Raw genomic sequence first — 21,308 nt, forward strand, 5'->3', positions numbered from 1 at the left:
ACCGAAAGATCGGCGAGCGTCGTATTGTCGAGAATATCCGCGGTCTGTTCGCGCACCACCAGCATCACCTTGCGGATCACGCAGGTGGTTTCCTCGAAACAATCATCGCAGCGCTGATAGGCCGAAACCGAAACGCACGGGACCAAGGCCAGCGGGCCTTCGATCAGGCGGATGATCTCGCCGAAACTGATCTGGCTGGCCGGGCGGGCCAGGCGGTATCCACCCATCTTGCCGCGATAGCTGTTCACCACGCCGCCATTCTTCAGATCGAGCAATATGGCTTCGAGGAACTTGCGCGGCAGCTGCTGATCGGCAGCGATCACCGAAATCGGCACAGGCGCTACCCCACCCGAACGGGCGATGAAGATGAGCGCGCGCAGCGCATAGCGGGATCGCTGGGTAAGCATGACGGACCCCTTATCCTATGCACCAGCAAGGAATTGCTGCCAAGCCAAATGGCCGTGCCAGATGGGGAGTGCGGCCAAAGATGAATTGCCGATTAATGGGATATTTTGCTGTTTTTTCGTAATTTCAGATATGACTGTCATGAACATGCAACACGCTATACCTCATAACCCATTGATATTACTATAGACGATTTTTTCAGGGCAGTTGGCACGGGCTTTGCAAAGTTGTTGGCATCGGCAGCCGGATGGTCCGGCCGCTGAAACAGACAAGAGGTCCCCCATGTTCACTTCAGCCAAAAACATCTCCCGCAACCTGGTCGGCGCTGCCGGCACCCTGTTCTTCGCCGGCCTGTGCATCGCCGGTGCCACCGCCAGCCCGGCCAACGCCCAGATCGCCTACGGCAAGAACGAAGCCGGCCACAAGGTTGCCTATGTCGCCTACGCCGATCTGGACCTGGGTTCCAAGGCTGGCCGCGGTCGCCTGGAAAACCGCCTGCGCACCGCTGCCAAGCAGGTGTGCCATGGCTCGGATGCCAGCCGCATGGCGATCGCCGAGGAATATGCCTGCTATCAGGAAACCCTGAAGGCCACCCGCAACGCCACCATGGCGGCCATCGCCGCGGAAAAGGTGGCCGGCTGATCGCCTGACAACACGGCGGGTTTGGGCAGGGGCCGTCCTTGCCCGCCGATCCGGCCGGTGGCGCACCCGATAGCCCCCATCAGGGTGCGCCCCGCCCAAAGAGCCCCCAATCTTCAGTTCCCCCCATGAGCTCCGATGCGCCTCTCTTGCCCCTCTCGGGGCGCATCGTGACGGTGCCGCCCGGCGTCTTGCACCCTCGACGCCGGGCGGCACTTTATTTTTGGGCGCGGCACGTCATGATGCGCCATGCGCCTGTCTCTCCCCACATTGCTCGCCACCCTGCTCCTCGCGGTTTCCAGTCCCGTCGTGGCAGAACGCGCCCGCGTGCTCGGCATCGCGCCCGGCCCGCTGCCCACTGGCCCGTTCAACGCCATCACCGATGTGCCTGGCGTCATTGTCGGCCAGGTCACGCTTGATCGCGGCGACACCATCCGCACCGGCGTCACGGCCATCCTGCCCCACGGCGACAACATCTTTGCCGAAAAAGTCCCCGCGGGCATCGTCGTCGCCAACGGCTTCGGCAAGCTGATGGGCAGCACCCAGGTGAAGGAACTGGGCGAGATCGAAACGCCGATCCTGCTCACCAACACGCTGAACGTGCCGGAAGCTGCCGCCGCCATCATCGAACACACGCTGAGCCAGCCCGGCAACGAAGGCGTGCGCTCGGTCAACGCCGTGGTCGGTGAGACCAACGATGGTGGCCTCAACGATATCCGCGCCCGCGCCCTCAGCATCGCAGATGCCCGCCTCGCCATCGCCGAGGCAAAGAGCGGCCCCGTGCAGGAAGGCGCCGTCGGCGCCGGGCGCGGCACGATTGCCTTTGGCTACAAGGGCGGCATCGGTACATCGTCACGGCGCACGCCCGAAGGCTTCACCGTCGGCGTGCTGGTGCAGAGCAATTATGGCGGCCGGCTCATATTGGCCGGCGCCCCCATCCCGCCACCGCCGGGCAAACAGGCGGCGCGCGTGTCGGCTGACGGTTCGATCATGATCGTGGTGGCCACCGACGCGCCGCTGTCCGACCGCAACCTCACCCGCCTCGCCGCTCGTGCCATGGCTGGCCTCGCCCGCACGGGATCGGCCTTCTCCAACGGCAGCGGCGATTATGCCATCGCCTTTTCGACCGGCGAGAGCGTGCGCCGCACCGCCGCCCGCCGAGCCACCCAGACCGCCTATCCGGAACTCGGCAACGAGGCGACCACGCCGCTGTTCATCGCGGCCGCCGACGCGACGGAAGAAGCCATCGCGAACAGCCTGCTCGCCGCCGAGACGATCACCAGCCGCGATCCGGCAACCGGCGAGACGCGGCAGGCAGTGGCGGTGGATACAGCGCTGGTGAAGCGACTGCTCAGCCGGCGTTAGACGTCCAGATTCGCCACGTTGAGCGCATTTTCCTGGATGAAGTTGCGGCGTTCTTCCACCACATCGCCCATCAGCTTGGCGAAGATGTCGTCCGCATCCGCCGCCTCGTCCACATCCACGCGCAGAAGGGTGCGGGCGGCCGGATCGAGCGTGGTTTCCCACAATTGTTCGGCGTTCATTTCGCCCAGGCCCTTGTAGCGGGCAATGGCCAGGCCCTTGCGGCCGGCATCGAGCACGGCGGCGAGCAGATCGGCCGGGCTGGTGATACGGAAACTGCCCAGCTGCGATGGCGCCGCGTAAGCTGCGGCTTCCTGCGCGGCCAGTGCGGCAAGGCGCGGCGCTTCGGGCGATGACAGGAACGCGCCATCGATGACATGGTGATCCGTCACGCCCCGCCATTCGCGCGCGGCGTGGTAGCCGCCATCATCGGTGACCGTCACCGTCCAGCGGCCGCCATCGGTATCGGCAGCGTTCAGCCAGGCCGCCGTGGTCGCCGCCGCGGCCGCATCGGGCCGGGCGAGCGCGCCATTCAGGGCCAGCGCGTCGATCACGGCCGCCGGGTAGCGGCGGGGCACATAGGCCATCAGCGCCCGCATGCGGCGGGCATGTTCCACCAGCGCCGCCAGATCGGCGCCGCTGCGCGGGCCGGCGGCGGTGGTGAGCACCAGATTGCCGGCGCCGGCTTCGACCAGATAATCTTCCAGCGCCGCGTTGTCCTTCAGATAGACTTCCGAACGCCCGCGCGTGACCTTGTAGAGCGGCGGCTGGGCGATAAACAGGTGCCCGCCGTCGATCAGCGTCGGCATGTGGCGGAAGAAGAAGGTGAGCAGCAGCGTGCGGATGTGGGCGCCGTCCACATCGGCGTCGGTCATGATGATGACCTTGTGATAGCGCAGTTTTTCCAGGTTGAACTCCGGCCCGATGCTGGTGCCCAGCGCCTGGATCAGTGTACCGATTTCGCGGCTGGCCAGCATCCGGTCCAGCCGGGCGCGCTCCACGTTCAATATCTTGCCGCGCAGGGGCAGGATGGCCTGGTTCTGGCGGTTGCGGCCATTCTTGGCGCTGCCGCCAGCGGAATCGCCTTCGACCAGGAACAGCTCGGACTTCGCCGGATCGCGCTCTTGGCAATCGGCCAGCTTGCCGGGCAGGCCCGACACTTCGAGCACGCCCTTGCGCCGGGTGAGGTCACGCGCTTTCTTCGCCGCTTCTCGGGCGGCGGCGGCGTCGATGATCTTGGCCACGATGGTGCGCGAATGGGCCGGATTTTCCTGCAGCCACACGTCCAGCCGATCGGCCATCAGGCTTTCCAGCGGCTGGCGCACTTCCGATGAAACCAGCTTGTCCTTGGTCTGGCTGGAGAATTTCGGATCGGGCAGCTTCACCGAAACAATGGCGGTCAAGCCTTCGCGCATGTCGTCGCCGGTGAGGTTGACCTTCTCCTTCTTGAGCAGGCCGGAGCTTTCCGCATACTGGTTCAGCGTGCGGGTCAGCGCGGCGCGGAAGGCCGCCAGGTGGGTGCCGCCATCGCGCTGCGGAATGTTGTTGGTGAAGCAGAGGACCTGTTCGTAATAGCTGTCGTTCCATTCCAGCGCGACATCGATGCCGATATCATTGGCCTGGCCAGTGATGGCGATCGGGTTGGGGATCAACGGCGTCTTCGATTTGTCGAGGAACTTCACGAAGGCCGCGATGCCGCCTTCATAATAAAGCTCCACCTGCTTTACATCGGCATGGCGAGCATCGTTGAGGAACAGGCGCACGCCGCTGTTGAGAAAGGCCAGCTCGCGGAAACGGTGTTCGAGCTTGGCGAAATCGAAATCGATGAACTTGAAGGTGCCGATGCTGGGGAAGAAGGTGACGCGGGTGCCGCGCTTGCCATTCGATGGCCCGCGCACCGCCAGCGGCGCCTGGGCGTCGCCATGGTGGAAGCGCATCCAATGTTCCTCGCCGTCGCGCCAGATCGTCAGCTCCAGCCATTCCGACAGCGCGTTGACCACCGATACGCCCACCCCGTGCAGGCCGCCAGACACCTTGTAGGCGTTGTCGTCGCTGTTGTTGAATTTCCCGCCGGCATGCAGCTGGGTCATGATCACTTCGGCCGCCGACACGCCTTCTTCGGCATGAATGCCGGTGGGGATGCCGCGGCCGTTGTCGGTCACGCTCACCGAACCATCGGCGTTCATCGTGATATCGATGCGGTCGCAATAGCCGGCCAGCGCCTCGTCGATGGCGTTGTCCGAAACTTCGAACACCATGTGGTGCAGGCCCGAACCATCGTCCGTATCACCGATATACATGCCGGGGCGCTTGCGCACGGCATCCAGCCCGCGCAGCACCTTGATGCTGTCGGCGCCATAATCGTTGATCTGGGCAGGGTTGGGATTGTTGTCGGTCAACGGTAAAGCCTTGGGATGGGGTTCTGCCCCTTGGCTATAGTGACTCCCGCGCGCGCGGGCGAGGGGGAAATGCGCGGCGCTGCTGTTGCCCGCGCAGCCACGGCAGCGCCTCATCCGCCAGCATCGGTCGGGCAAGCAGATAGCCCTGCACTGCGGTACAGCCATGGACGACGAGGAAACGCCTCTGGCTCTCCGTCTCCACCCCTTCGGCAATCACCTCCAGACCCAGGCCACGACCCAGCCCGATCAGGGTGCGGGCGATCAGGCCGCGATCGCCATCGGAATCAATGGCACGGGTGAAGCCACGATCGATCTTGATGCGGTCCACCGGAAAGGCGGTGAGGTGGGACAGCGACGCATAGCCGGTGCCGAAATCATCCATGGCCAGCGTGCAGCCCATCGCGCGCAACGCCTCCAACGTGTGGCCGATGCGCGCGATGGAACGATCCAGCAGCACGGTTTCCGTCACCTCGATCTCCAGGCGCGTGGCGGGCACGGCATGGCGGGCAAGGCTGCGCTTCACCGTGTCGAGAAAATCATCAGCCAGCAGTTGCGCCGTGGAGACATTCACCGCCAGATGCCCCGGTTCCAGCCCGGCGCTGAGCATGGCGGCAAAGCCGGCCAGCGCCGCCTCCATCACCTGCGCCCCCAGCGGCTGGGCCAGGCCGACATCCTCGGCCAGCGGCACGAATTCGGCGGGCGGCACCCATTCGTCTTCGTGGCGCCAGCGCGCCAGCGCCTCGAAACCCATCACGCTGCCATCGGCCAGCCGTTGTTGCGGTTGCAGGGCGGCCACCAGTTGGCGCCCGGCAATGGCCTGGCGCAGCGCATCGGCCAGCCGGGTGCGGCGCACCACCCGGTTGGCCAGTTCCGCCCCGAACAGCACGTGCCGGCCACGCCCCTGGCGCTTGGCATCCAGCAAGGCGGCATCGGCATTGCCCAGCAGCTCTTGCGGCCCACAGCCCTTGGACGGGAACGGCGCGATGCCCACCGAAAAGGACGGCGCATAGCGGCTGGCCCCCAATCGCATCGGCCGGCGCAAGCGGGCGAGCAGGCGCAGCGCAAAGGCGTGCATGTCTTCCGGCGCGGCCAGGCCATGCACAATCAGCGCGAACTCATCGCCCGACAGCCGCGCCGCCACGTCACCGGCCCGGATGCAGCGCTGCAGGCGGCGGCCCACCAGGCGCAGCAGCATGTCGCCGGCGGCATGGCCCAGGCTGTCGTTCACCGCCTTGAAGAAATCGACATCGAACAGCAGAAGGATGCCTGCCGGGCCGCTATCGGGCAGGCGCTCCAGCCGCTGCATCAGCACATCGCGGTTGGCCAGCCGGGTCAGCGTGTCTTCCTCGGCCCGGCGCCGCAGTTCGCGTTCGGCCCGCATCAACGGCGTCACATCGGTACGGATCGAAACGATGTTGCCGCTTTCCGAAATCGCCGTGCTGGCCTGCATGAACTTGTCGTCGCGCAGGTGAAACACCCGGTTATAGCCCTTGGCCCGATGCCGGCGCAGATAGTCCGACACCCAGGCCCGCCGCACGTCGGGCGGATCGTCGGCGCGCACTTCGGGCACATAATGATTGGCCAGCACCTTCCTGGTGATGATGTCGGCCAGCCGCTCGCCCTTCACCATGAACTGGCGGTTGCCCGGCAGGATGTCGCGATAGCTTTCATTGACCAGGATCAGCCGTTCATCGTGATCATACACCGAAAGCGCGGCCGGAATGCCGGTGATCACGTCGCGCAGCAGGGTTTCGGTGCGCGTGCGCAGATCAAGCTCGCGCGCGGCGCGGGCGGCGGCCTCGTGGCGGACGGTGATATCCTCGAACGTGCCGATCAGCGTGGTGGCATGGCCATCGCCAGCAGCGCCCGGCCGGCCTCGGGCGCGCACATGGCGCAGTTGGCCATCGGGGCGACGGATGCACAGTTCCAGATCCCATGCGGTGCCGCGTTGCATCGCATCGCCCACGGCATCGCTGATGATCGCGCGGTGCTGGGGCAGGTAGAAATCGATGGCACTGGCCAGATCAGGTCGAAACGCCTGCGGCACGCCGTGGATGGCGCGGGTTTCCGCGCTCCACCATAATTCGCCGCCATCGCGATAGACCCAGGCACCAATGCCGGCGACCTGCAGGAAGGGTTCCGCGGCCGCCAGCAGGCGCGGGCTGATCGGCCGTTCCCGCGCCGGTAACGACGGAAATGGCAGGCCAGAGCCGCGCGGCCAGCTGACTTCCGACATGCACGCCTTCTCCCGCTCTGCACCGATTTGTCCCTAACGGCGCGGCAGCGGGCGGCTTTACGCAGGCGTGATCTTCCCCGCCGCCAGGGTCAGCCAGCAGGTGCGCGGGCCGCCGCCGGCCAGATCGGCAAACAACGCCGGATCGGTGCCGGTCATCCAGGCTTGCACGCCCATCGCCGCCAGCCGGTCGAACAAAGCGGCGCGGCGGCCGGCATCCAGATGCGCGGCGATTTCATCGAGCAGAAGGATCGGCGGCCGGCCGCTGCGCCGCGCCACCAGCGCCGCGTGCGCCAACACGATGGCGATGAGCAGCGCTTTCTGCTCGCCAGTGGAACAGCTGGCGGCCGGCATCGCCTTGGCGGCATGTGTCACCACCAGATCGGCGCGGTGCGGGCCCTCAAGGGCGCGGGCCGCAGCGGCATCGCGGGCCCGGCCACGCGCCAGGCGCATGGCCAGGTCTTCGGCGTCATTGCCGGCCAGTTCGATAAGCGGTCGCGCAAACGGTCCCTCCGGTGCGCCAGCCAGTTCCGCCGCCAATGCCGCCACCACATCGGCACGGGCAGCGGCGATGGCAGCACCATGCTCGGCCATGTCGGCCTCCAGCCCGGCCAGCCACACCGGATCGGCCGGGCCATCAGCGGTGAGCAGGCGCGTGCGTTCGCGCATCGCCGCCTCGTACCGGTTCACGCGCTGGCCGTGGCCGGGGTGCAGCGCCAGCACCAGCCGATCAAGGAAGCGCCGGCGGCTGCCACTCGATTCACTGAACAGCCGGTCCATCGCGGGCGTGAGCCAGACCAGCGCCAGCCAATCGCTGAGCGCCGTCGCCGTCGCCGCGGCGCCATTCACCCGCACCAGCCGGCGTTCGGGCGCCGCCGCAGCCGTGCCGGTGCCGATCTGCACCTCGCCTTCAGCCGAGACCAGATGGGCGGCCACGCTCCAACCGCCCGGGCCGTCCTGCCGCGCCGCGTCTGACAGAGGCACCCCGCGCAGGCCCCGCCCCGGCGCCAGCAGCGAGATGGCGTCCAGAATGTTGGTCTTGCCCGCGCCATTGTCGCCGGTGATCACCACCAGGCCCGGCCCGGCGGTGATGCTGAACTGGATGTTGACTGCGGCGTGGTTGCGAAAATCGGTGAGCGCCAGGCGGGTGATCGCCGTCACAATGTCAGCAGCCGGTGCCGGCCATTGTCGAAACGGTGATAGGGAATGGGCCGCGCCGGATCATCCAGCCGCGCCGCCACATCGGCCAACAGGGCGCGGGTGATGCTGGGCAGGTCGAGCTTTTCCGCCTCGTCCCAATCAAACCAGGCGATTTCATCGAGCTCGCCACAGCCGGCGCCGGGATCGAGGCTGACGAGATGGTGTGCCTCCACCGTGAAGAAACGCGCATCAAACCGGCGCGGGCGCACCGGCGGCGTGATGGCGCGGCCCACGAAACGCAGCGGTTCCAGATGCGGCAGATGGCCGGTGGCAAGGAAATCGCGCCACTCCGGCGATTTCGTGCGGCCACTGCCAGGCGCGCCCAGCACCAGGCCGGTTTCCTCGAACAACTCGCGCACGGCCGCAGCCGCCAGCGCGCGGGCACGCCCCAGCGGCGCGGTGCGGCACAGCGATGTCGCCGTTTCGTCGTGCAATTCACTGGCCGCCGCCACGCGGAAATCGCTGGCATGCAGCCGCCCGCCGGGAAACACCCATTTGCTGGCCATGAACACATGGCCCTTCGCCCGCCGGCCCATCAGCACGCGCGGCGCTGGCCCGTCGCGGCGGATCACCAGAACAGTGGCGGCATCCTTGGGCCGCAGCGAGCGGCCCTTGAGGATCGGAACATTGTCTTCATCAACCTGCATGTGGCCTCTCCTGCCACAAGCCGTGGCCTCACACCAAGGTCATCAGCGATTCGGTGGTGTAATCGGTCAACTCACCGTGGCGGCCATCGCGCACCTTCAGCGCCCAATCCGGATCGACGATCAGCGCGCGGCCAACGCCCACCAGATCGAACTCGTCGCGCTCCAGCCGGTCGAGCAAGCCATCAAGGCTGGCCGGCTTCGACGATTCGCCGCCCATGCCGGCGACGAATTCACCCGTCAGACCAACGCTGCCCACGGTAATGGTCGGCTTGCCGGTGAGCTTCTTGGCCCAGCCGGCGAAGTTCAAGCCTTCCGGCCCATCGAGTTCGGGGAATTCCGGTTCCCAGAAACGGCGCTGCGAACAATGGAACACGTCCGCCCCGGCATCGGCCAGCGGGCCGAGCCACGCCGCCAGCTCGTCCGGCGACGGGGCCAGGCGGAAGGCGAAATCCTGCTGCTTCCACTGCGACAGGCGGATGATCACCGGGAAATCCGGGCCAACGGCGGCGCGGACGGCCTTCAGCAGTTCGACGGCAAAGCGCGCGCGCAGCGGCAGCGTGTCACCGCCCCAGCGATCGTCGCGGGTATTGGTGGCGCCCCAGAAGAATTGATCGATCAGATAGCCGTGCGCGCCGTGCAGTTCGACCGCGTCGAAGCCCAGCTGCTTGGCATCACCGGCGGCGCGGGCAAAGGCAGCGACGGCATCGGCCACATCTTCATCGCTCATGGCGCGGCCGTTGGTCTTGCCGGGCATGTAAACGCCCGACGGGCTTTCGGCTTCCTCACCCTTGGGCGTGCGGCGGTTGGGCAGGCCGCCAACATGCCACAATTGCGGCGCGATCAGCCCGCTCTCGCCGTGCACGGACTTGACCACCTGGCCCCAGCCATCAAGCGCGGAGCCAAAGAAATGCGGCACGTTAGGATCATTGGCCGCCCCGGTGCGCTCCACCGCGGTGCCTTCGGTGATGATCAGGCCCACGCCGCCGGCCGCGCGCTTGCGATAATATTCGGCAACATTCGCACCCGGCTGGCCGGCCGGCGAGAAGCTGCGCGTCATCGGCGCCATCACGATGCGATTGGGGAGGGTGAGGCCCTTGAGAGGGAAAGGGCGGAAGAGGGGATTGCTGCTCATGCGCGCTTCCTAGCCGGGCCGGGCGCGCCAAGTCACCTGTCAATCTGACCCATCGGCAAGCGGATGGCGGGTGTTCACCAACTCCACCAGCGCCGCCGAAGCAACGTGCGTGTAGATCTGCGTCGTCGCGATATCGGCGTGGCCGAGCAAAGTCTGCACGATGCGCAAGTCCGCGCCGCCTTCCAGCAGATGAGTGGCAAAGGCGTGGCGCAGAACGTGCGGCGAGATGCGCGCCGGCGGAATGCCGGCATCGGCGGCCAGGGCCTTGATCAACTGCCACAGCCGCAGGCGCGACAGGAAACCCGCCTTCCCGCGCCCGGCCGGGAACAGGAATTTGGCGTCTTTCGGCACATGCACTTCCCAAGCCAGCACGGCGGCTTCGGCGCGGCGGCTGATCGGCACCAGCCGTTCCTTGTTGCCCTTGCCCAGCACCACCATGTGGCCCCGCCCGGCCTTGCAGGCATGGCGGGGCAGCGCCACCAACTCGCTGGCGCGCAGGCCGGAGCCGTAGAGCAATTCCACCAGCGCGGCGGTGCGCAGGGTGATCGGATCATCGGGCTGGGCAGCGAGTTTTTCGGCCAGCGCCGCGAACAATCGCTCCACATCGCCTGCCGCCAGGGTTTTCGGCAACGGCCGTGCCGCCTGCGGCAGGGCAAGATCACGGCCCGGATCATCGCTGCGTAGATGTTCGGCCATCAGAAAACTGAGGAACTGCCGCACCGCACTGGCCTTGCGCGCCGCGCTGGCCCGCGCCAACGGCGCCCAGTGCCGGGCCAGCCGCGCCAGCGCCGCCGCATCGGCCGCCGCCAGAGCGCCGCCCAGCCATTCGCTGGCCTGATTCAGGTCGCGGCCATAGGCGAGGATGGTGTTCTTCGCCGCCCCGCGTTCGCTGGCCAGGCTGTCGAGGAACAGCGCGATGGCCTGCCCGTCGGTTACCTTGGCGTCAGTGATCATGCGCTGCGCGTGATCGCTTCGGCGGCAAACAGCCGAGCCTCCGTCACCCGGCCACAGGCGACCAGCGCCGCCACGATCGCTTCGACATGGGCCGGCGGCACATCGGCCCAGCCGCCCTGCAGCCCGGTCGTTGCCAGCAGTGCCACTTCGCCGGCTGCCCGCCGCCGCGCCGCGCTGGCCAGCGCCGCCGTCCAGCGGTTGCTGATGGGTTTGATCCCATCTCGATCCAAGCCGCGTGCCTGGCCCAGGCCCGACAGCGCCGCCACCAGCATCGCCTCCCGGCGCGGGCTGGCCTTGGCCGCAGCGCGCCACGCGCGAACGTCACCCGAATCCATTGCCACACCGGCGCCCGCCGCCAGCAGTGCCTGCGCCCGCACCCGCACATCATCACCGGCTTCCTGCGCCACCGGCCACCAGGCCCGTGCGGCGCGCGTATTGCCGGCGGCCAGCAGCGCCGCGATGATCACATCGGATTGCCCGGCCAGCGCGGCCGCCGGCTTCAGCGCCGCTGCCGCCGTGGCCGCTTCCAGCAGGGCGCCATAGCCATCCTCGCCCGTATCGCCGGCAATGGCGGCAATCGCTTCGGCCCGGTCAGCCGCGCTGCCGGTGAACGCATCGCGCAGGCGGCCCGCACGACTGTCCGCCGCAAACCCGCCGCTGGCATCGGCCGGCGCCAGCGCCGCCACGCCGCTGGCCAGTTCCTCGGCCGACAATGTGCCCAGCACTGCCGCCTGCCGCAGCAGCGCAAAGCGCGTGGCCGCCGGCAGCGCGGCATTGCGCACTGCCCAGCCGGCGTGGGCCGGGCCGAGCGCCGCCAGCCGATCGGCCGGCACGGTCACGCCAGCGGCACTGGCCACGCCATAACGATAGGGGGTCAGCCCTTCTTCTTCGGCCCAGTTGATGCCATCGGCGCGCCCGGCGCCACCGGCCAGCACCACCACGCGCTGGGCCAGCCGCAGATCAAAGGCCGGCAAAGCACCGCGTCGGCTGCGCACCGTGTCGATCACGCCGGCCGCGGTGATATCATCCCCATCCATGGCGGCGCACATGCCCCAGGCCAGATCCCACATCACATCATCGGAAAGCGCTCGCCCGGTGGCAGCGATGGGGCACAGGCCAGCCAGATCGGCCGCCGCCAAGGACACTTCGCCCGCCACGCGATAGGTGGCCGGAGTATAACGTTCCTGCGGCAGCACATCGATCAGCCGCCGCGCCGGATCCACTGCGCCAAGCCGCACCAGCAGCCCGGCGCGGGCCGCCACCCAATCGCCATCGCCAATGCCCGCCGGCCCCGGCACCCGCGATGCCAGCGCGCGGCCCAGCGCGATCGCCACCCAGCGCGAGGCGACCGGACCCGCAATGCGGTTGGCCAACCCGGCCAGAAAACGCCCGTTGCTGCCCGCAAAGGCATCGGCGCCAAACGCGCCACTTGTGGCATCGATGATGCCGATCGGCGCACCTGGCGGCAGCGCGGCGGCTATTTGGGTTTCCACAAACGCCGGCGGCGTGGCGTCTCCCGATTGCGGTGCCAGCAACGGCGGTTGTTCGGCGGGGGCCGCATCGGCCGGTGGCGCGGTGGTGCCAGGCAGCAGCGGTGCTGGCGCAGCAGAAGGTGCAGGGGCCGGCGTATCGAAACCAGGCGGCAGCAGCGATTTGGGCGCGTCGCGATTTGGGCCGGCATCCTGCCCGACCACGGGCGCCGCCAGCAGCAGCCCACAGGCGATCACCCCAGCCGATCCCGCCAACACTGCGCGTTTGCTTGCCCATCCCATGTGCCGGTGTATAGCCATCACTGCGATGGACGGCGACCCGAAAATCCTGACTGAGCCAGAACGGCTGGCGTTGGCGGCACAGCGGCCGGTCACGCTTGTTGGCCTGATGGGTTCCGGCAAGTCCAGTATTGGCAAGCGCCTCGCCGCCCGGTTGAACCTGCCCTTCGTCGATGCCGATACCGCGATCGAGGAAGCCGCCGGCATGACCATTTCGGAAATGTTCGAACGCTTTGGCGAAGCGCATTTCCGCGATGGCGAACGCCGGGTGATCGCCCGCCTGATCGACGGCACGCCCAAGGTGATCGCTACCGGCGGCGGCGCCTTCATGAACGATGAAACCCGCGCGCTGATCCTGGAACGCACCATAAGTGTCTGGCTGGATGCCGATGTCGCCACATTGGTCGATCGCGTGCGCCGGCGCGGCAGCCGGCCACTGCTCAAGGGCAAGGATCCGGGCGCCGTGCTCACCGCGCTCGCCGCCGTGCGCAACCCGGTCTATGCGCAGGCCCGCATCCGGGTGGGCAGCAAGCCCGGTCCGCATCACGAAACGGTGGACGCGATCGTGAATGCCCTCGCCGCCGCCAATGCCGGAGAGGCCGCCCGATGATCGTTGATGTCGCGCTGGGGATGCGCGCCTACCCCATCCATATCGCGCCCGGCCTGCTTGGCGCGGCCGCCCCGGTGCTCGGCCCGTTCGCACGCAACCAGCGCCTGGTGGTGGTGACCGATGCAAGCGTGGCGGCGCTGCATCTGGCCACGCTCGCCGCCGGCCTGCCCGGCATCCGGCTGGAGCCGATCATCCTGCCGCCCGGTGAAGCCACCAAGGATTGGGCGCATCTGCAACTGGTGGTCGAACGGCTGCTGGAACTCGGCGTCGAGCGCAGCGATGCGGTCGTCGCGCTGGGCGGCGGTGTGATCGGTGATCTCGTCGGCTTTGCCTGTTCGATGCTGAAGCGCGGCTGCCGTTTCGTGCAGGTGCCGACCACCTTGCTCTCTCAAGTGGACAGCAGCGTGGGCGGCAAGACGGCGATCAACGCCAAGGCCGGCAAGAATCTCGTCGGCGCCTTCCATCAGCCGGTGGCCGTACTGATCGATCCGGCCGTGCTCGCCACATTGCCGCGCCGCGAGTTGATGGCCGGTTATGCCGAGGTGGTGAAATACGGCCTGATCAATGATGCCGCCTTTTTCGCCTGGTGCGAGGCCAATGGCGCCGCCGTGCTGGACGGCGATGCCACAGCGCAGATCCACGCCATCGCCCATAGCTGCCGCGCCAAGGCCGCCGTGGTTGCGGCTGACGAGCGCGAAACGGACGATATCCGCGCGCTGCTCAACCTTGGCCACACCTTCGGCCACGCCTTCGAGGCCGAAACCGGATTCTCCAGCCGCCTGCTGCACGGCGAAGCGGTGGCGATTGGCATGGTGCAGGCCTTCCGCCTGTCCGCTCGGCTGGGCCTGTGTCCGCAAACGGATGCGGAGCGGGTCGCCGCGCATCTCGCCGGCCTCGGCTTCACCATCGAACCCGCCGCGCTCGGCCTCACCTGCACCGCCGCCCGGCTGGTCGAGCACATGAAACAGGACAAGAAGATGAGCGCCGGCCGCCTCGCCTTCATCCTGGCGCGCGGCATCGGGCAGAGCTTCGTTTCCCGCGACGTCGAACTGGCGGAGGTGGAAGCCTTCCTCGCCGAACAGCTCGCCGGCTAGGCCTTCCCATAGCTGTCGAGCACGCGCTGCATGGCGGCGATGGCCTCGCGGCGGGCATCTGGATCGTTGATGCGGCCCAGTTTCTGTTTCAGATTGGTGGCCAGATCGGCATAATCATTCTGCCAATCGCGCGCCATCACGCGGCGCAGATCAGGCCGACCGGTGGCCAGCCGCTTCGCCGGGGTGCCGGCTTGCAGTTCATAGCGCTCGCCGATTTCGGGGACGATCACGCTGGGCGCCAGCTGCGCAGCCTTGGCCAGCCGGCCCAGTTCCAGCGCCGCCTGCTCCTCGCCGTGATCGAGGAACAGACTACCTGAAACCGGCCCACGATCACGCATCCAGTCGAGCAGTTCGCCTTGGTCGGCATGGGCGGAGTAGCTGTCGATGCTGCGGATCTGGGCGCGCACCGCCACCTCCTGCCCCGAAATCCGCACCCGCCGCGCGCCTTCCTGGATCACCCGGCCCAGCGACCCACCGGCCTGGAAGCCGACGAACAGGATGGTCGATTCCCGACGCGGCAGATTGTGCAGCAGATGGTGGCGGATGCGCCCGGCTTCGCACATGCCCGATGCCGCGATGATGATCGCGCCCGACAGGCTGTTCAGCCGCATCGATTCGCTGGCATCGTGAACATAATGGATCGACGGGTGGGCAAACACGTCGCGCCCGGCGGTATCCTGCAGGCCGCGCACATATTTGCGGAACACGCCGGTGGCGCGATTGGCCAGCGGGCTATCGACAAACACCATCGCCGGCCCGATGCGGCCGTTGCCCGACAGCGTGGCGATATCGAGCAGCAATTCCTGCGTGCGTTCCAGCGCGAAGGCCGGGATCACCAGATTGCCGCCGCGCCCCAGCGTTTCGTCGATCACGGCCGCCAGCAGTTCGCGGCGTTCTTCCATGGTAACGCGGCTGCGCGCTCGGTCGCCATAGGTCGCCTCGCAGATCACGTGATCAAAGCCAGCGCCGCCTTGGGGTTGCGGCAAGAATGCCTTGTTGTCCGGGCCAATGTCCGCCGAAAACATCATCCGCACGCCGCCGCCTTCCACTTCGATGGAGGCCGCGCCCAGGATGTGCCCGGCGTTCCACAGCCGGGTGCGGATGCCCTCGGCCGGTTCAAACCATTCGTCCAGCATCACCGGCCGCGCCAGCCGCCACGCCGTCATCGCGTCGGCCTCGGTATAGAGTGGCTCGAACGGCTCCTCGCCGGCCCGGTCCCGCCGGCGGTTGCGGCGTTCGGCTTCATATTCCTGGATGCGCCCGGCATCGGCGAGCATATATTCCAGCAGATCAACAGTTTCCGGCGTGCACCAGATCGGCCCGGCATAGCCCTGCGCCGCCAGCTTGGGCAGCAGGCCGCAATGATCAATATGGGCGTGGCTGAGCACGACGGCATCGATGCCGGCCGGATCAAAGGCAAAGGGTTCCTGGTTCAGCGCCTCGATACTGCGGGTGCCCTGGAACAGGCCGCAATCGAGCAGGATGCGCTTGCCGCCCACTTCGACCTCCAGGCACGAACCCGTCACGGTGCGCGCCGCGCCGTGGAAGCTGATCGTCATCGCCATGGGTGTTTCCTCCCTGTCGCCAGTTTCGGGCCGGCTTGCGCACCCCACAAGCCGGGGTGATTGCTTATGGCCGGCGTCCGTAGAAGCCCGGCATTGGCCGCCCGGCACGGCTGGTGCATGCTGGCGGCGGGCAAAGGGAGGTATGGCGCGCACATGTTCAAAATTCGCCCGGTCGCCATCGATACGTATCCGGAAAACATGGCCTTCCTGCCGCGCACCGGCAGCAGCTATGGCGCCGAGCAGTTCCAGGCGCTGAAGAAGATCGAAATCTGCGGCGATGCCTCCAGCATCCTCGCCACGCTGGCCATCCTGGATGATGATCACCTGCTCGAACCCGGCGAGATCGGGCTGGGCGAACAGGCCTTCCGCCGGCTCGGCCTGCCCAGCGGCACAATGGTCACCATCGCCCAGGCCCGGCCGCCGGCCAGCCTTGATGCCGTGCGCCGCAAGATCGGCGGCGCCCTGCTCGATGCGACGGACATCAACGCCATCATCACTGATATCGCCCACTATCGCTATGCCCCAATGGAGATCGCTGCCTTTCTGGTCGCCTGCGCTGGATCGATGTCGCGTGCTGAAACGCTGGCGCTCACCCGCGCCATGGCCGATGCCGGAGAACGGCTGCACTGGCCCGGCCCGCTGGTGGTGGACAAGCATTGCATCGGCGGCATCCCCGGCAACCGGACAACGATGATCGTGGTGCCGATCGTTGCCGCCCACGGCCTGACCATGCCCAAGACCAGTTCGCGCGCCATCACATCGCCATCAGGCACCGCCGACACGATGGAGGTGCTGGCCAATGTCGAACTCTCCGCCGCCCGCATTCAGGAAATCGTGGCGCAAGAGAACGCCGTGCTGGCATGGGGCGGCCGGGTCAACCTGTCCCCGGCGGACGATATACTGATCAGCGTCGAGCGACCCTTGGGCATCGACACGGCCGAACAGATGGTCGCCTCCATCCTGTCCAAGAAGCTCGCGGCCGGCGCCACGCACCTGGTGATCGACATGCCGGTGGGTCCCACCGCCAAGGTGCGCAGCGAAGCCGCCGCCGTGAAGCTGCGCAAGCTGTTCGAATATGTTGCCGGCCAGTTGGGCATGGTGATTGACGTGGTGATCACCGATGGCAGCCAGCCCATTGGGCGCGGCATTGGCCCGGTGCTGGAGGCGCGTGACGTGATGCAGGTGCTGCGCTGTGAGGCCGACGCCCCGGCAGACTTGCGCGAACATGCGCTTTTGCTGGCGGGGCGGGTGCTCGATCTGGATCCGGCTCTTCCCGGCGGCCAGGGCAAGCGCCGCGCCACCGAATTGCTCGATAACGGCGCCGCACTGGCCGCCATGCACCGGCTGATGCGCGAACAAGGCCCGCCGCCGCAGGTGGCCGTGCTGGGCACGCTGGTGCACGACATCACCGCGCCTGCAACGGGCCATGTTTCGGCCATTGATTGCCACCGCATTGCCCGTATTGCCCGCCTTGCCGGCGCCCCGATGGACAAGGGCGCCGGCATCGATCTGTTCTGCAAGGTGGGGGCGCAGGTTACCGCAGGCCAGCCGCTCTATCGCATTCACGCCGCGGCGCCCGCCGGGCTCGCCTATGCCCGCGAGCTGGCCGCCGAAGATGATGGCTTTGCGCTGCTGCCATGACCGCAACGCTGCACGCCTTTGCCGATGATGCGGCGCCCGCCGGCCGGTTGGCGGCAGCGCTGGGTATCGCCTGCGTGGGGCTGGACAGCCACCGATTCCCCGATGGCGAACACCGGGTGACGGCGGGCAAAACAACGCCAACAGCCCTGCTCTACCGCACGCTCGCTGATCCCGATGCAAAGCTGGTCGAACTGCTGCTCGCCGCCGATGCCTTGCGGCAGCGCGGGGCAACGCGCCTCGTGCTGGTTGCGCCCTATCTGCCCTATATGCGGCAGGATGCGGCGTTCGCGCCCGGTGAGGCGGTCTCGCAAGCGGTGATCGGCCGGCTGCTGGGCCAGGCTTTCGATGCAGTGCTGACAGTCGATCCCCACCTGCACCGCACGCCGGATCTGGCTGCCGTGCTGCCCGGCGCCATCAGCATCTCGGCCGCCGCCACCATCGCGCAGGCGCTGAAGGGCACGCTGCCCGCCGATACCGTGCTGGTTGGCCCCGACGCGGAATCCCGGCCCTGGGTCGCCGCCGTCGCCGCGCCGCTGGGCCTGGATTTCATCGTCGCCACCAAGCAGCGCCACGGCGATCGCAGTGTGACCATCACCCTGCCCCCCATCGGCCCCCGCCCGGCTTTGCTGGTGGACGACATGCTCTCCAGCGGCGGCACGCTCATCGCCTTCGCCAAGCAATTGCGCGCCGCCGGAGCATCGCTGGCCGGTGCCGCCGTCACCCACTGCCTCGCCAGCGCCGACGACCTCGCCCGCCTCACCGCCACCGGCATCACGCCGCTGATCGCCTGCGATTCCATCCCAGGCCCCGCTGCCACCATCAGCCTTGCCCCGGCGATGACCGCCGCACTGCGCCAGCACGGCCTCGCATGACCACCGGGCTCACCTCCGCCGAAGCCGCGGCGCGACTGGCCGCCGATGGCCCCAATGATCTGCCGCGCCCCGGCACGCGCGGCCTGCCGCGCATCATCATTGATGTGCTGAAGGAGCCGATGCTGGCGCTGCTGCTCGGCGGCGGCTTCGTCTATCTGCTGCTCGGTGAACGCACCGATGCGCTGGTGCTGGTCGGCTTTGCCGGTCTGTCGATCCTGATCACCGTGGTGCAGGAACAGCGCACCGAGCGCGCGCTGGCCGCCCTGCGCGATCTGGCCTCGCCGCGCGCGCTGGTGATCCGCGATGGCCAGCGCCAGCGCATCGCCGGGCGCGACGTGGTGGTGGGCGATGTGCTGGTGCTGGGCGAAGGCGATCGCGTGCCGGCCGATGGCTGGCTGCTGCAGGGCGATGGCCTGCTTGTCGATGAATCGCTGCTCACCGGCGAATCGCTGCCGGTCGGCAAGCAGGCCGCTGATTCCGCACCGCCGGCAGGGCCGCCGGGCGGCGATGGCCTGCCACAGCTTTATGCCGGCACATTGGTGGTGCGCGGCGCGGGGCTGGCGCAGATTTCGGCCACGGGTGCCACCACCCACATGGGGCAGATCGGCCTCATGCTTGCCACGGTGGATACCGAAGTGCCACGCCTGACGCTGCAGACGCGGCGGCTGGTGCTGTGGTTTGCCGGCTTCGGGCTGGCGGCCAGCCTGGCCGCCGTGCTGCTCTATGGCTTGCTGCGCGGTGGCTGGCTGCAGGCGGTGCTGGCCGGCATCGCGCTCGGCATGGCGATGCTGCCGGAGGAGTTTCCGGTGGTGCTCACCGTTTTCATGGCGATGGGCGCAATGCGCCTGTCGCGCCAACGCGTACTGGTGCGGCGCGCCACTGCCATCGAATCGCTGGGCGCCGCCACTGTGCTGTGCGCCGACAAGACCGGGACGCTCACCCAGAACCGTATGGCCGTGCAGTCGCTGTGGCTGCCCGATGCCGGCCTGGTCGAGCCAATGGCACACACGGATCTCGCCGCGCTCGGCCGGCTGGCCAGCCCGCCCCACGCCACCGATCCGATGGACATCGCCTTCCACACGCTCACCGCCGATCTGGGCGCGCCGCCGGTCGCCGGCGACGTGCTCCATCTCTACCCGCTCGCCCCCGGCCACCCGGTGATGGCGCAGGTCTGGTCCAGCGCACAGGTCGCCGCCAAAGGCGCGCCTGAAGCCATCGCGCGCCTGTGCCGGCTCGATGCCGCCGCGCTGGCCCGGCTGGAGGCTGCCGCCGAGGCGATGGCCGCGCAGGGCCTGCGCGTGCTGGCCTTGGCCGAATGTGCATCGCCCGATGGCCCGCTGCCCGATGCGCTGGCCGACCTGCCGCTGCAATTCCGCGCTCTGGTGGGCATCGCCGATCCGCTGCGCGCCGATGTGCCCGCCGCCGTGCGCGCCTGCCAGGCCGCCGGGGTGCGGGTGGTGATGATCACCGGCGATTATCCCGAAACCGCCCGCGCCATCGCTGCCCAGGCCGGCATCGCGCCACTGGAAACCCTCACCGGCGCCGAGCTCGACACGCTGGACGACGCTGCACTCAGCCGCCGGCTGGCCGGGGTCGGGGTGTGCGCCCGCATCCAGCCGCGCCAGAAACTGCGCATCGTCGAAGCGCTGAAGGCCGGCGGCGCGGTGGTGACGATGACCGGCGACGGCGTGAACGACGCGCCCGCGCTGAAAGCCGCGCACATCGGCATTGCCATGGGCGGGCGCGGCACCGACGTGGCGCGCGAGGCATCGGCCATCGTGCTGCTCAATGATGATTTCGGCGCCATCGTCACCGCCATGCGGCTGGGCCGGCGCATCCACGACAATCTGCAAAAGGCCATGGGCTTCATCATGGCGGTGCACATCCCCATCGCAGGCCTTGCCCTGCTGCCACTGCTGTTCGGCCTGCCGCTGCTGCTGGGGCCGGTGCATATCGCGCTCTTGGAAATGATCATCGATCCGGTCAGCGCGCTGGCGTTCGAGGCGGAGGATGCCGAGGCCGACGCCATGACCCGCCCGCCGCGTGCACCCGATGCGCCGCTGTTCGCCCCGGCGCAATTGGCGGCCGCGCTTCTGGAGGGCGCCGTCATTCTCGCTCTCGTTGCCAGCTTCGCGCTCATGCTGTGGCAGGCCGGCGTCCCCGAAGCCGCTGTCCGCTCCGCTGCCTTCAGCGCCCTCGTCGCGGGCCTGCTGGTGTTGATGCTGGTCAACCGCCGCTTGGGCAGCGGCATGGCCACGCTGGTGGGCGGTGCGGGGCGCGTGCTGGCGCTGGTGCTGGCCGCCGTGCTCGGCCTGCTGGCCGCCACGCAGTTCGTACCCCCGCTCACCACCCTGCTGCGCTTCACGCCCGTCAGCCCGGCGCTGGCGCTGGCCATCGTCGGCGGCGCTGTGCTGGCCGTCTTGCTGTTGCAGATCCTGAAGCGCGTGATGGCGGCCCGCTAGCGCGGCGCTATTTGCGCAGCCACTGGTCCGCCTTGCCCAGCGGCGGCTTGGCCAGCGCCTTTTCTGCCTTGGCATCGCCCAGCAGCCAGTGCCGCCACCACAGGGTGGAAACCCGCGCCACGCGCTCCTGCCGGGCCAGGTCGTCGGGGGTCTTGCGGGTATCGCCGGCAAACAGCAGGTGATCGCCGCCCTCCAGCTGCAGCAGCGCCTTGCGGCCATCGGCCGGGGCACCGCTAAACAGGCTGAGGCGGCGGGCGCGGCTGTCGGCGGCAAATTCTGCCGAGGCATTGGCGAGCACACCGTCAGTCGTGCTGGTGATCACCA

The 21,308-nt window shown here is 68.1% G+C and carries 16 protein-coding genes and 1 pseudogene; 7 read left to right on the top strand and 10 right to left on the bottom strand.

Annotation, left to right across the window (positions count from 1 at the left end):
- Positions 1-407, bottom strand: a 407-nt coding sequence (locus tag RT662_RS12305; protein ID WP_313671001.1) for an Rrf2 family transcriptional regulator, incomplete at its 3' end; no start/stop codon positions are given.
- A gap of 280 nt (positions 408-687) precedes the next feature.
- Here RT662_RS12305 and RT662_RS12310 point away from each other — a divergent pair.
- Together RT662_RS12310 and RT662_RS12315 are read left to right on the top strand one after the other, a co-directional pair.
- On the top strand, positions 688-1,047 hold the full coding sequence (locus RT662_RS12310) for a UrcA family protein (RefSeq protein WP_313671002.1): 360 nt from the start codon (positions 688-690) through the stop codon (positions 1,045-1,047).
- Between the two features lie 246 nt (positions 1,048-1,293).
- Complete coding sequence (locus tag RT662_RS12315; protein ID WP_313671003.1) at positions 1,294-2,409, top strand: P1 family peptidase; 1,116 nt, start codon at positions 1,294-1,296, stop codon at positions 2,407-2,409.
- Here the strand turns inward: RT662_RS12315 and gyrB are convergent.
- From gyrB to RT662_RS12350, 7 genes are read right to left on the bottom strand one after another with little or no spacing between them, the layout of a single operon-like run.
- A complete protein-coding gene (gene gyrB / locus RT662_RS12320) occupies positions 2,406-4,805 on the bottom strand; it encodes a DNA topoisomerase (ATP-hydrolyzing) subunit B (protein WP_313671004.1) in 2,400 nt (799 codons plus the stop codon). The genes RT662_RS12315 and gyrB overlap by 4 nt on opposite strands.
- 34 nt (positions 4,806-4,839) lie before the next feature.
- Positions 4,840-7,041 carry an EAL domain-containing protein gene (locus RT662_RS12325; protein WP_313671005.1) on the bottom strand — a complete coding sequence of 734 codons (2,202 nt, stop codon included), beginning with the start codon at positions 7,039-7,041 and terminating at the stop codon, positions 4,840-4,842.
- Between the two features lie 57 nt (positions 7,042-7,098).
- Positions 7,099-8,199 carry a DNA replication/repair protein RecF gene (gene recF / locus RT662_RS12330; RefSeq protein ID WP_313671006.1) on the bottom strand — a complete coding sequence of 367 codons (1,101 nt, stop codon included), beginning with the start codon at positions 8,197-8,199 and terminating at the stop codon, positions 7,099-7,101.
- Positions 8,196-8,885: an NUDIX hydrolase gene (locus tag RT662_RS12335; RefSeq protein WP_313671007.1), complete on the bottom strand. Its 690-nt coding sequence runs from the start codon at positions 8,883-8,885 to the stop codon at positions 8,196-8,198. The genes recF and RT662_RS12335 overlap by 4 nt, the downstream gene beginning before the upstream one ends.
- A 28-nt stretch (positions 8,886-8,913) precedes the next feature.
- Positions 8,914-10,017, bottom strand: coding sequence for an NADH:flavin oxidoreductase (locus RT662_RS12340; protein ID WP_313671008.1), 1,104 nt, complete (start codon positions 10,015-10,017; stop codon positions 8,914-8,916).
- Between the two features lie 39 nt (positions 10,018-10,056).
- The gene (locus RT662_RS12345; protein WP_313671009.1) at positions 10,057-10,971 is read right to left on the bottom strand and encodes a tyrosine recombinase; all 915 of its coding nucleotides are present in this window, start codon (positions 10,969-10,971) and stop codon (positions 10,057-10,059) included.
- Positions 10,968-12,698, bottom strand: coding sequence for a hypothetical protein (locus RT662_RS12350; protein ID WP_313671010.1), 1,731 nt, complete (start codon positions 12,696-12,698; stop codon positions 10,968-10,970). Before RT662_RS12350 ends, RT662_RS12345 begins: the two co-directional genes overlap by 4 nt.
- A 70-nt stretch (positions 12,699-12,768) precedes the next feature.
- Here RT662_RS12350 and RT662_RS12355 point away from each other — a divergent pair, with 70 nt between their 5' ends.
- Positions 12,769-13,350 carry a shikimate kinase gene (locus tag RT662_RS12355; RefSeq protein WP_313671016.1) on the top strand — a complete coding sequence of 194 codons (582 nt, stop codon included), beginning with the start codon at positions 12,769-12,771 and terminating at the stop codon, positions 13,348-13,350.
- Positions 13,347-14,444 (top strand): 3-dehydroquinate synthase, encoded by a 1,098-nt coding sequence (gene aroB / locus RT662_RS12360; RefSeq protein ID WP_313671011.1) that lies wholly within the window; start codon positions 13,347-13,349, stop codon positions 14,442-14,444. The genes RT662_RS12355 and aroB overlap by 4 nt, the downstream gene beginning before the upstream one ends.
- Here the strand turns inward: aroB and RT662_RS12365 are convergent.
- Entirely contained in the window at positions 14,441-16,009 is a 1,569-nt protein-coding gene (locus tag RT662_RS12365) for an MBL fold metallo-hydrolase (RefSeq protein WP_313671012.1), read from the bottom strand. The genes aroB and RT662_RS12365 overlap by 4 nt on opposite strands.
- Positions 16,010-16,162: 153 nt before the next feature.
- Between RT662_RS12365 and RT662_RS12370 the strand changes: the two genes are divergently transcribed.
- From RT662_RS12370 to RT662_RS12380, 3 genes are read left to right on the top strand one after another with little or no spacing between them, the layout of a single operon-like run.
- Positions 16,163-17,650, top strand: a complete 1,488-nt coding sequence (locus tag RT662_RS12370; RefSeq protein WP_313671013.1) for a thymidine phosphorylase family protein — start codon at positions 16,163-16,165, stop codon at positions 17,648-17,650.
- A complete protein-coding gene (gene prs / locus RT662_RS12375; protein ID WP_313671014.1) occupies positions 17,647-18,522 on the top strand; it encodes a ribose-phosphate diphosphokinase in 876 nt (291 codons plus the stop codon). The genes RT662_RS12370 and prs overlap by 4 nt, the downstream gene beginning before the upstream one ends.
- Positions 18,519-20,984 carry a cation-translocating P-type ATPase gene (locus RT662_RS12380; RefSeq protein WP_313671015.1) on the top strand — a complete coding sequence of 822 codons (2,466 nt, stop codon included), beginning with the start codon at positions 18,519-18,521 and terminating at the stop codon, positions 20,982-20,984. The genes prs and RT662_RS12380 overlap by 4 nt, the downstream gene beginning before the upstream one ends.
- A gap of 7 nt (positions 20,985-20,991) precedes the next feature.
- Here the strand turns inward: RT662_RS12380 and RT662_RS12385 are convergent.
- Positions 20,992-21,308 (bottom strand): annotated as a pseudogene (locus RT662_RS12385) (hypothetical protein); the annotation flags it as partial.

It is taken from the genome of Sandarakinorhabdus sp. (genome assembly GCF_032115815.1).
In the GTDB taxonomy this organism is placed as follows: domain Bacteria; phylum Pseudomonadota; class Alphaproteobacteria; order Sphingomonadales; family Sphingomonadaceae; genus Sandarakinorhabdus.

Coding starts and splice junctions, on each gene's coding strand:
- RT662_RS12325 (WP_313671005.1), bottom strand. CDS start 7,041: ATGTCGGAAGTCAGCTGGCCGCGCGGCTCTGGCCTGCCATTTCCGTCG.
- RT662_RS12340 (WP_313671008.1), bottom strand. CDS start 10,017: ATGAGCAGCAATCCCCTCTTCCGCCCTTTCCCTCTCAAGGGCCTCACC.
- aroB (WP_313671011.1), top strand. CDS start 13,347: ATGATCGTTGATGTCGCGCTGGGGATGCGCGCCTACCCCATCCATATC.
- prs (WP_313671014.1), top strand. CDS start 17,647: ATGACCGCAACGCTGCACGCCTTTGCCGATGATGCGGCGCCCGCCGGC.
- RT662_RS12355 (WP_313671016.1), top strand. CDS start 12,769: ATGGACGGCGACCCGAAAATCCTGACTGAGCCAGAACGGCTGGCGTTG.
- RT662_RS12370 (WP_313671013.1), top strand. CDS start 16,163: ATGTTCAAAATTCGCCCGGTCGCCATCGATACGTATCCGGAAAACATG.
- RT662_RS12310 (WP_313671002.1), top strand. CDS start 688: ATGTTCACTTCAGCCAAAAACATCTCCCGCAACCTGGTCGGCGCTGCC.
- RT662_RS12335 (WP_313671007.1), bottom strand. CDS start 8,885: ATGCAGGTTGATGAAGACAATGTTCCGATCCTCAAGGGCCGCTCGCTG.
- RT662_RS12365 (WP_313671012.1), bottom strand. CDS start 16,009: ATGGCGATGACGATCAGCTTCCACGGCGCGGCGCGCACCGTGACGGGT.
- RT662_RS12380 (WP_313671015.1), top strand. CDS start 18,519: ATGACCACCGGGCTCACCTCCGCCGAAGCCGCGGCGCGACTGGCCGCC.
- RT662_RS12345 (WP_313671009.1), bottom strand. CDS start 10,971: ATGATCACTGACGCCAAGGTAACCGACGGGCAGGCCATCGCGCTGTTC.
- RT662_RS12315 (WP_313671003.1), top strand. CDS start 1,294: ATGCGCCTGTCTCTCCCCACATTGCTCGCCACCCTGCTCCTCGCGGTT.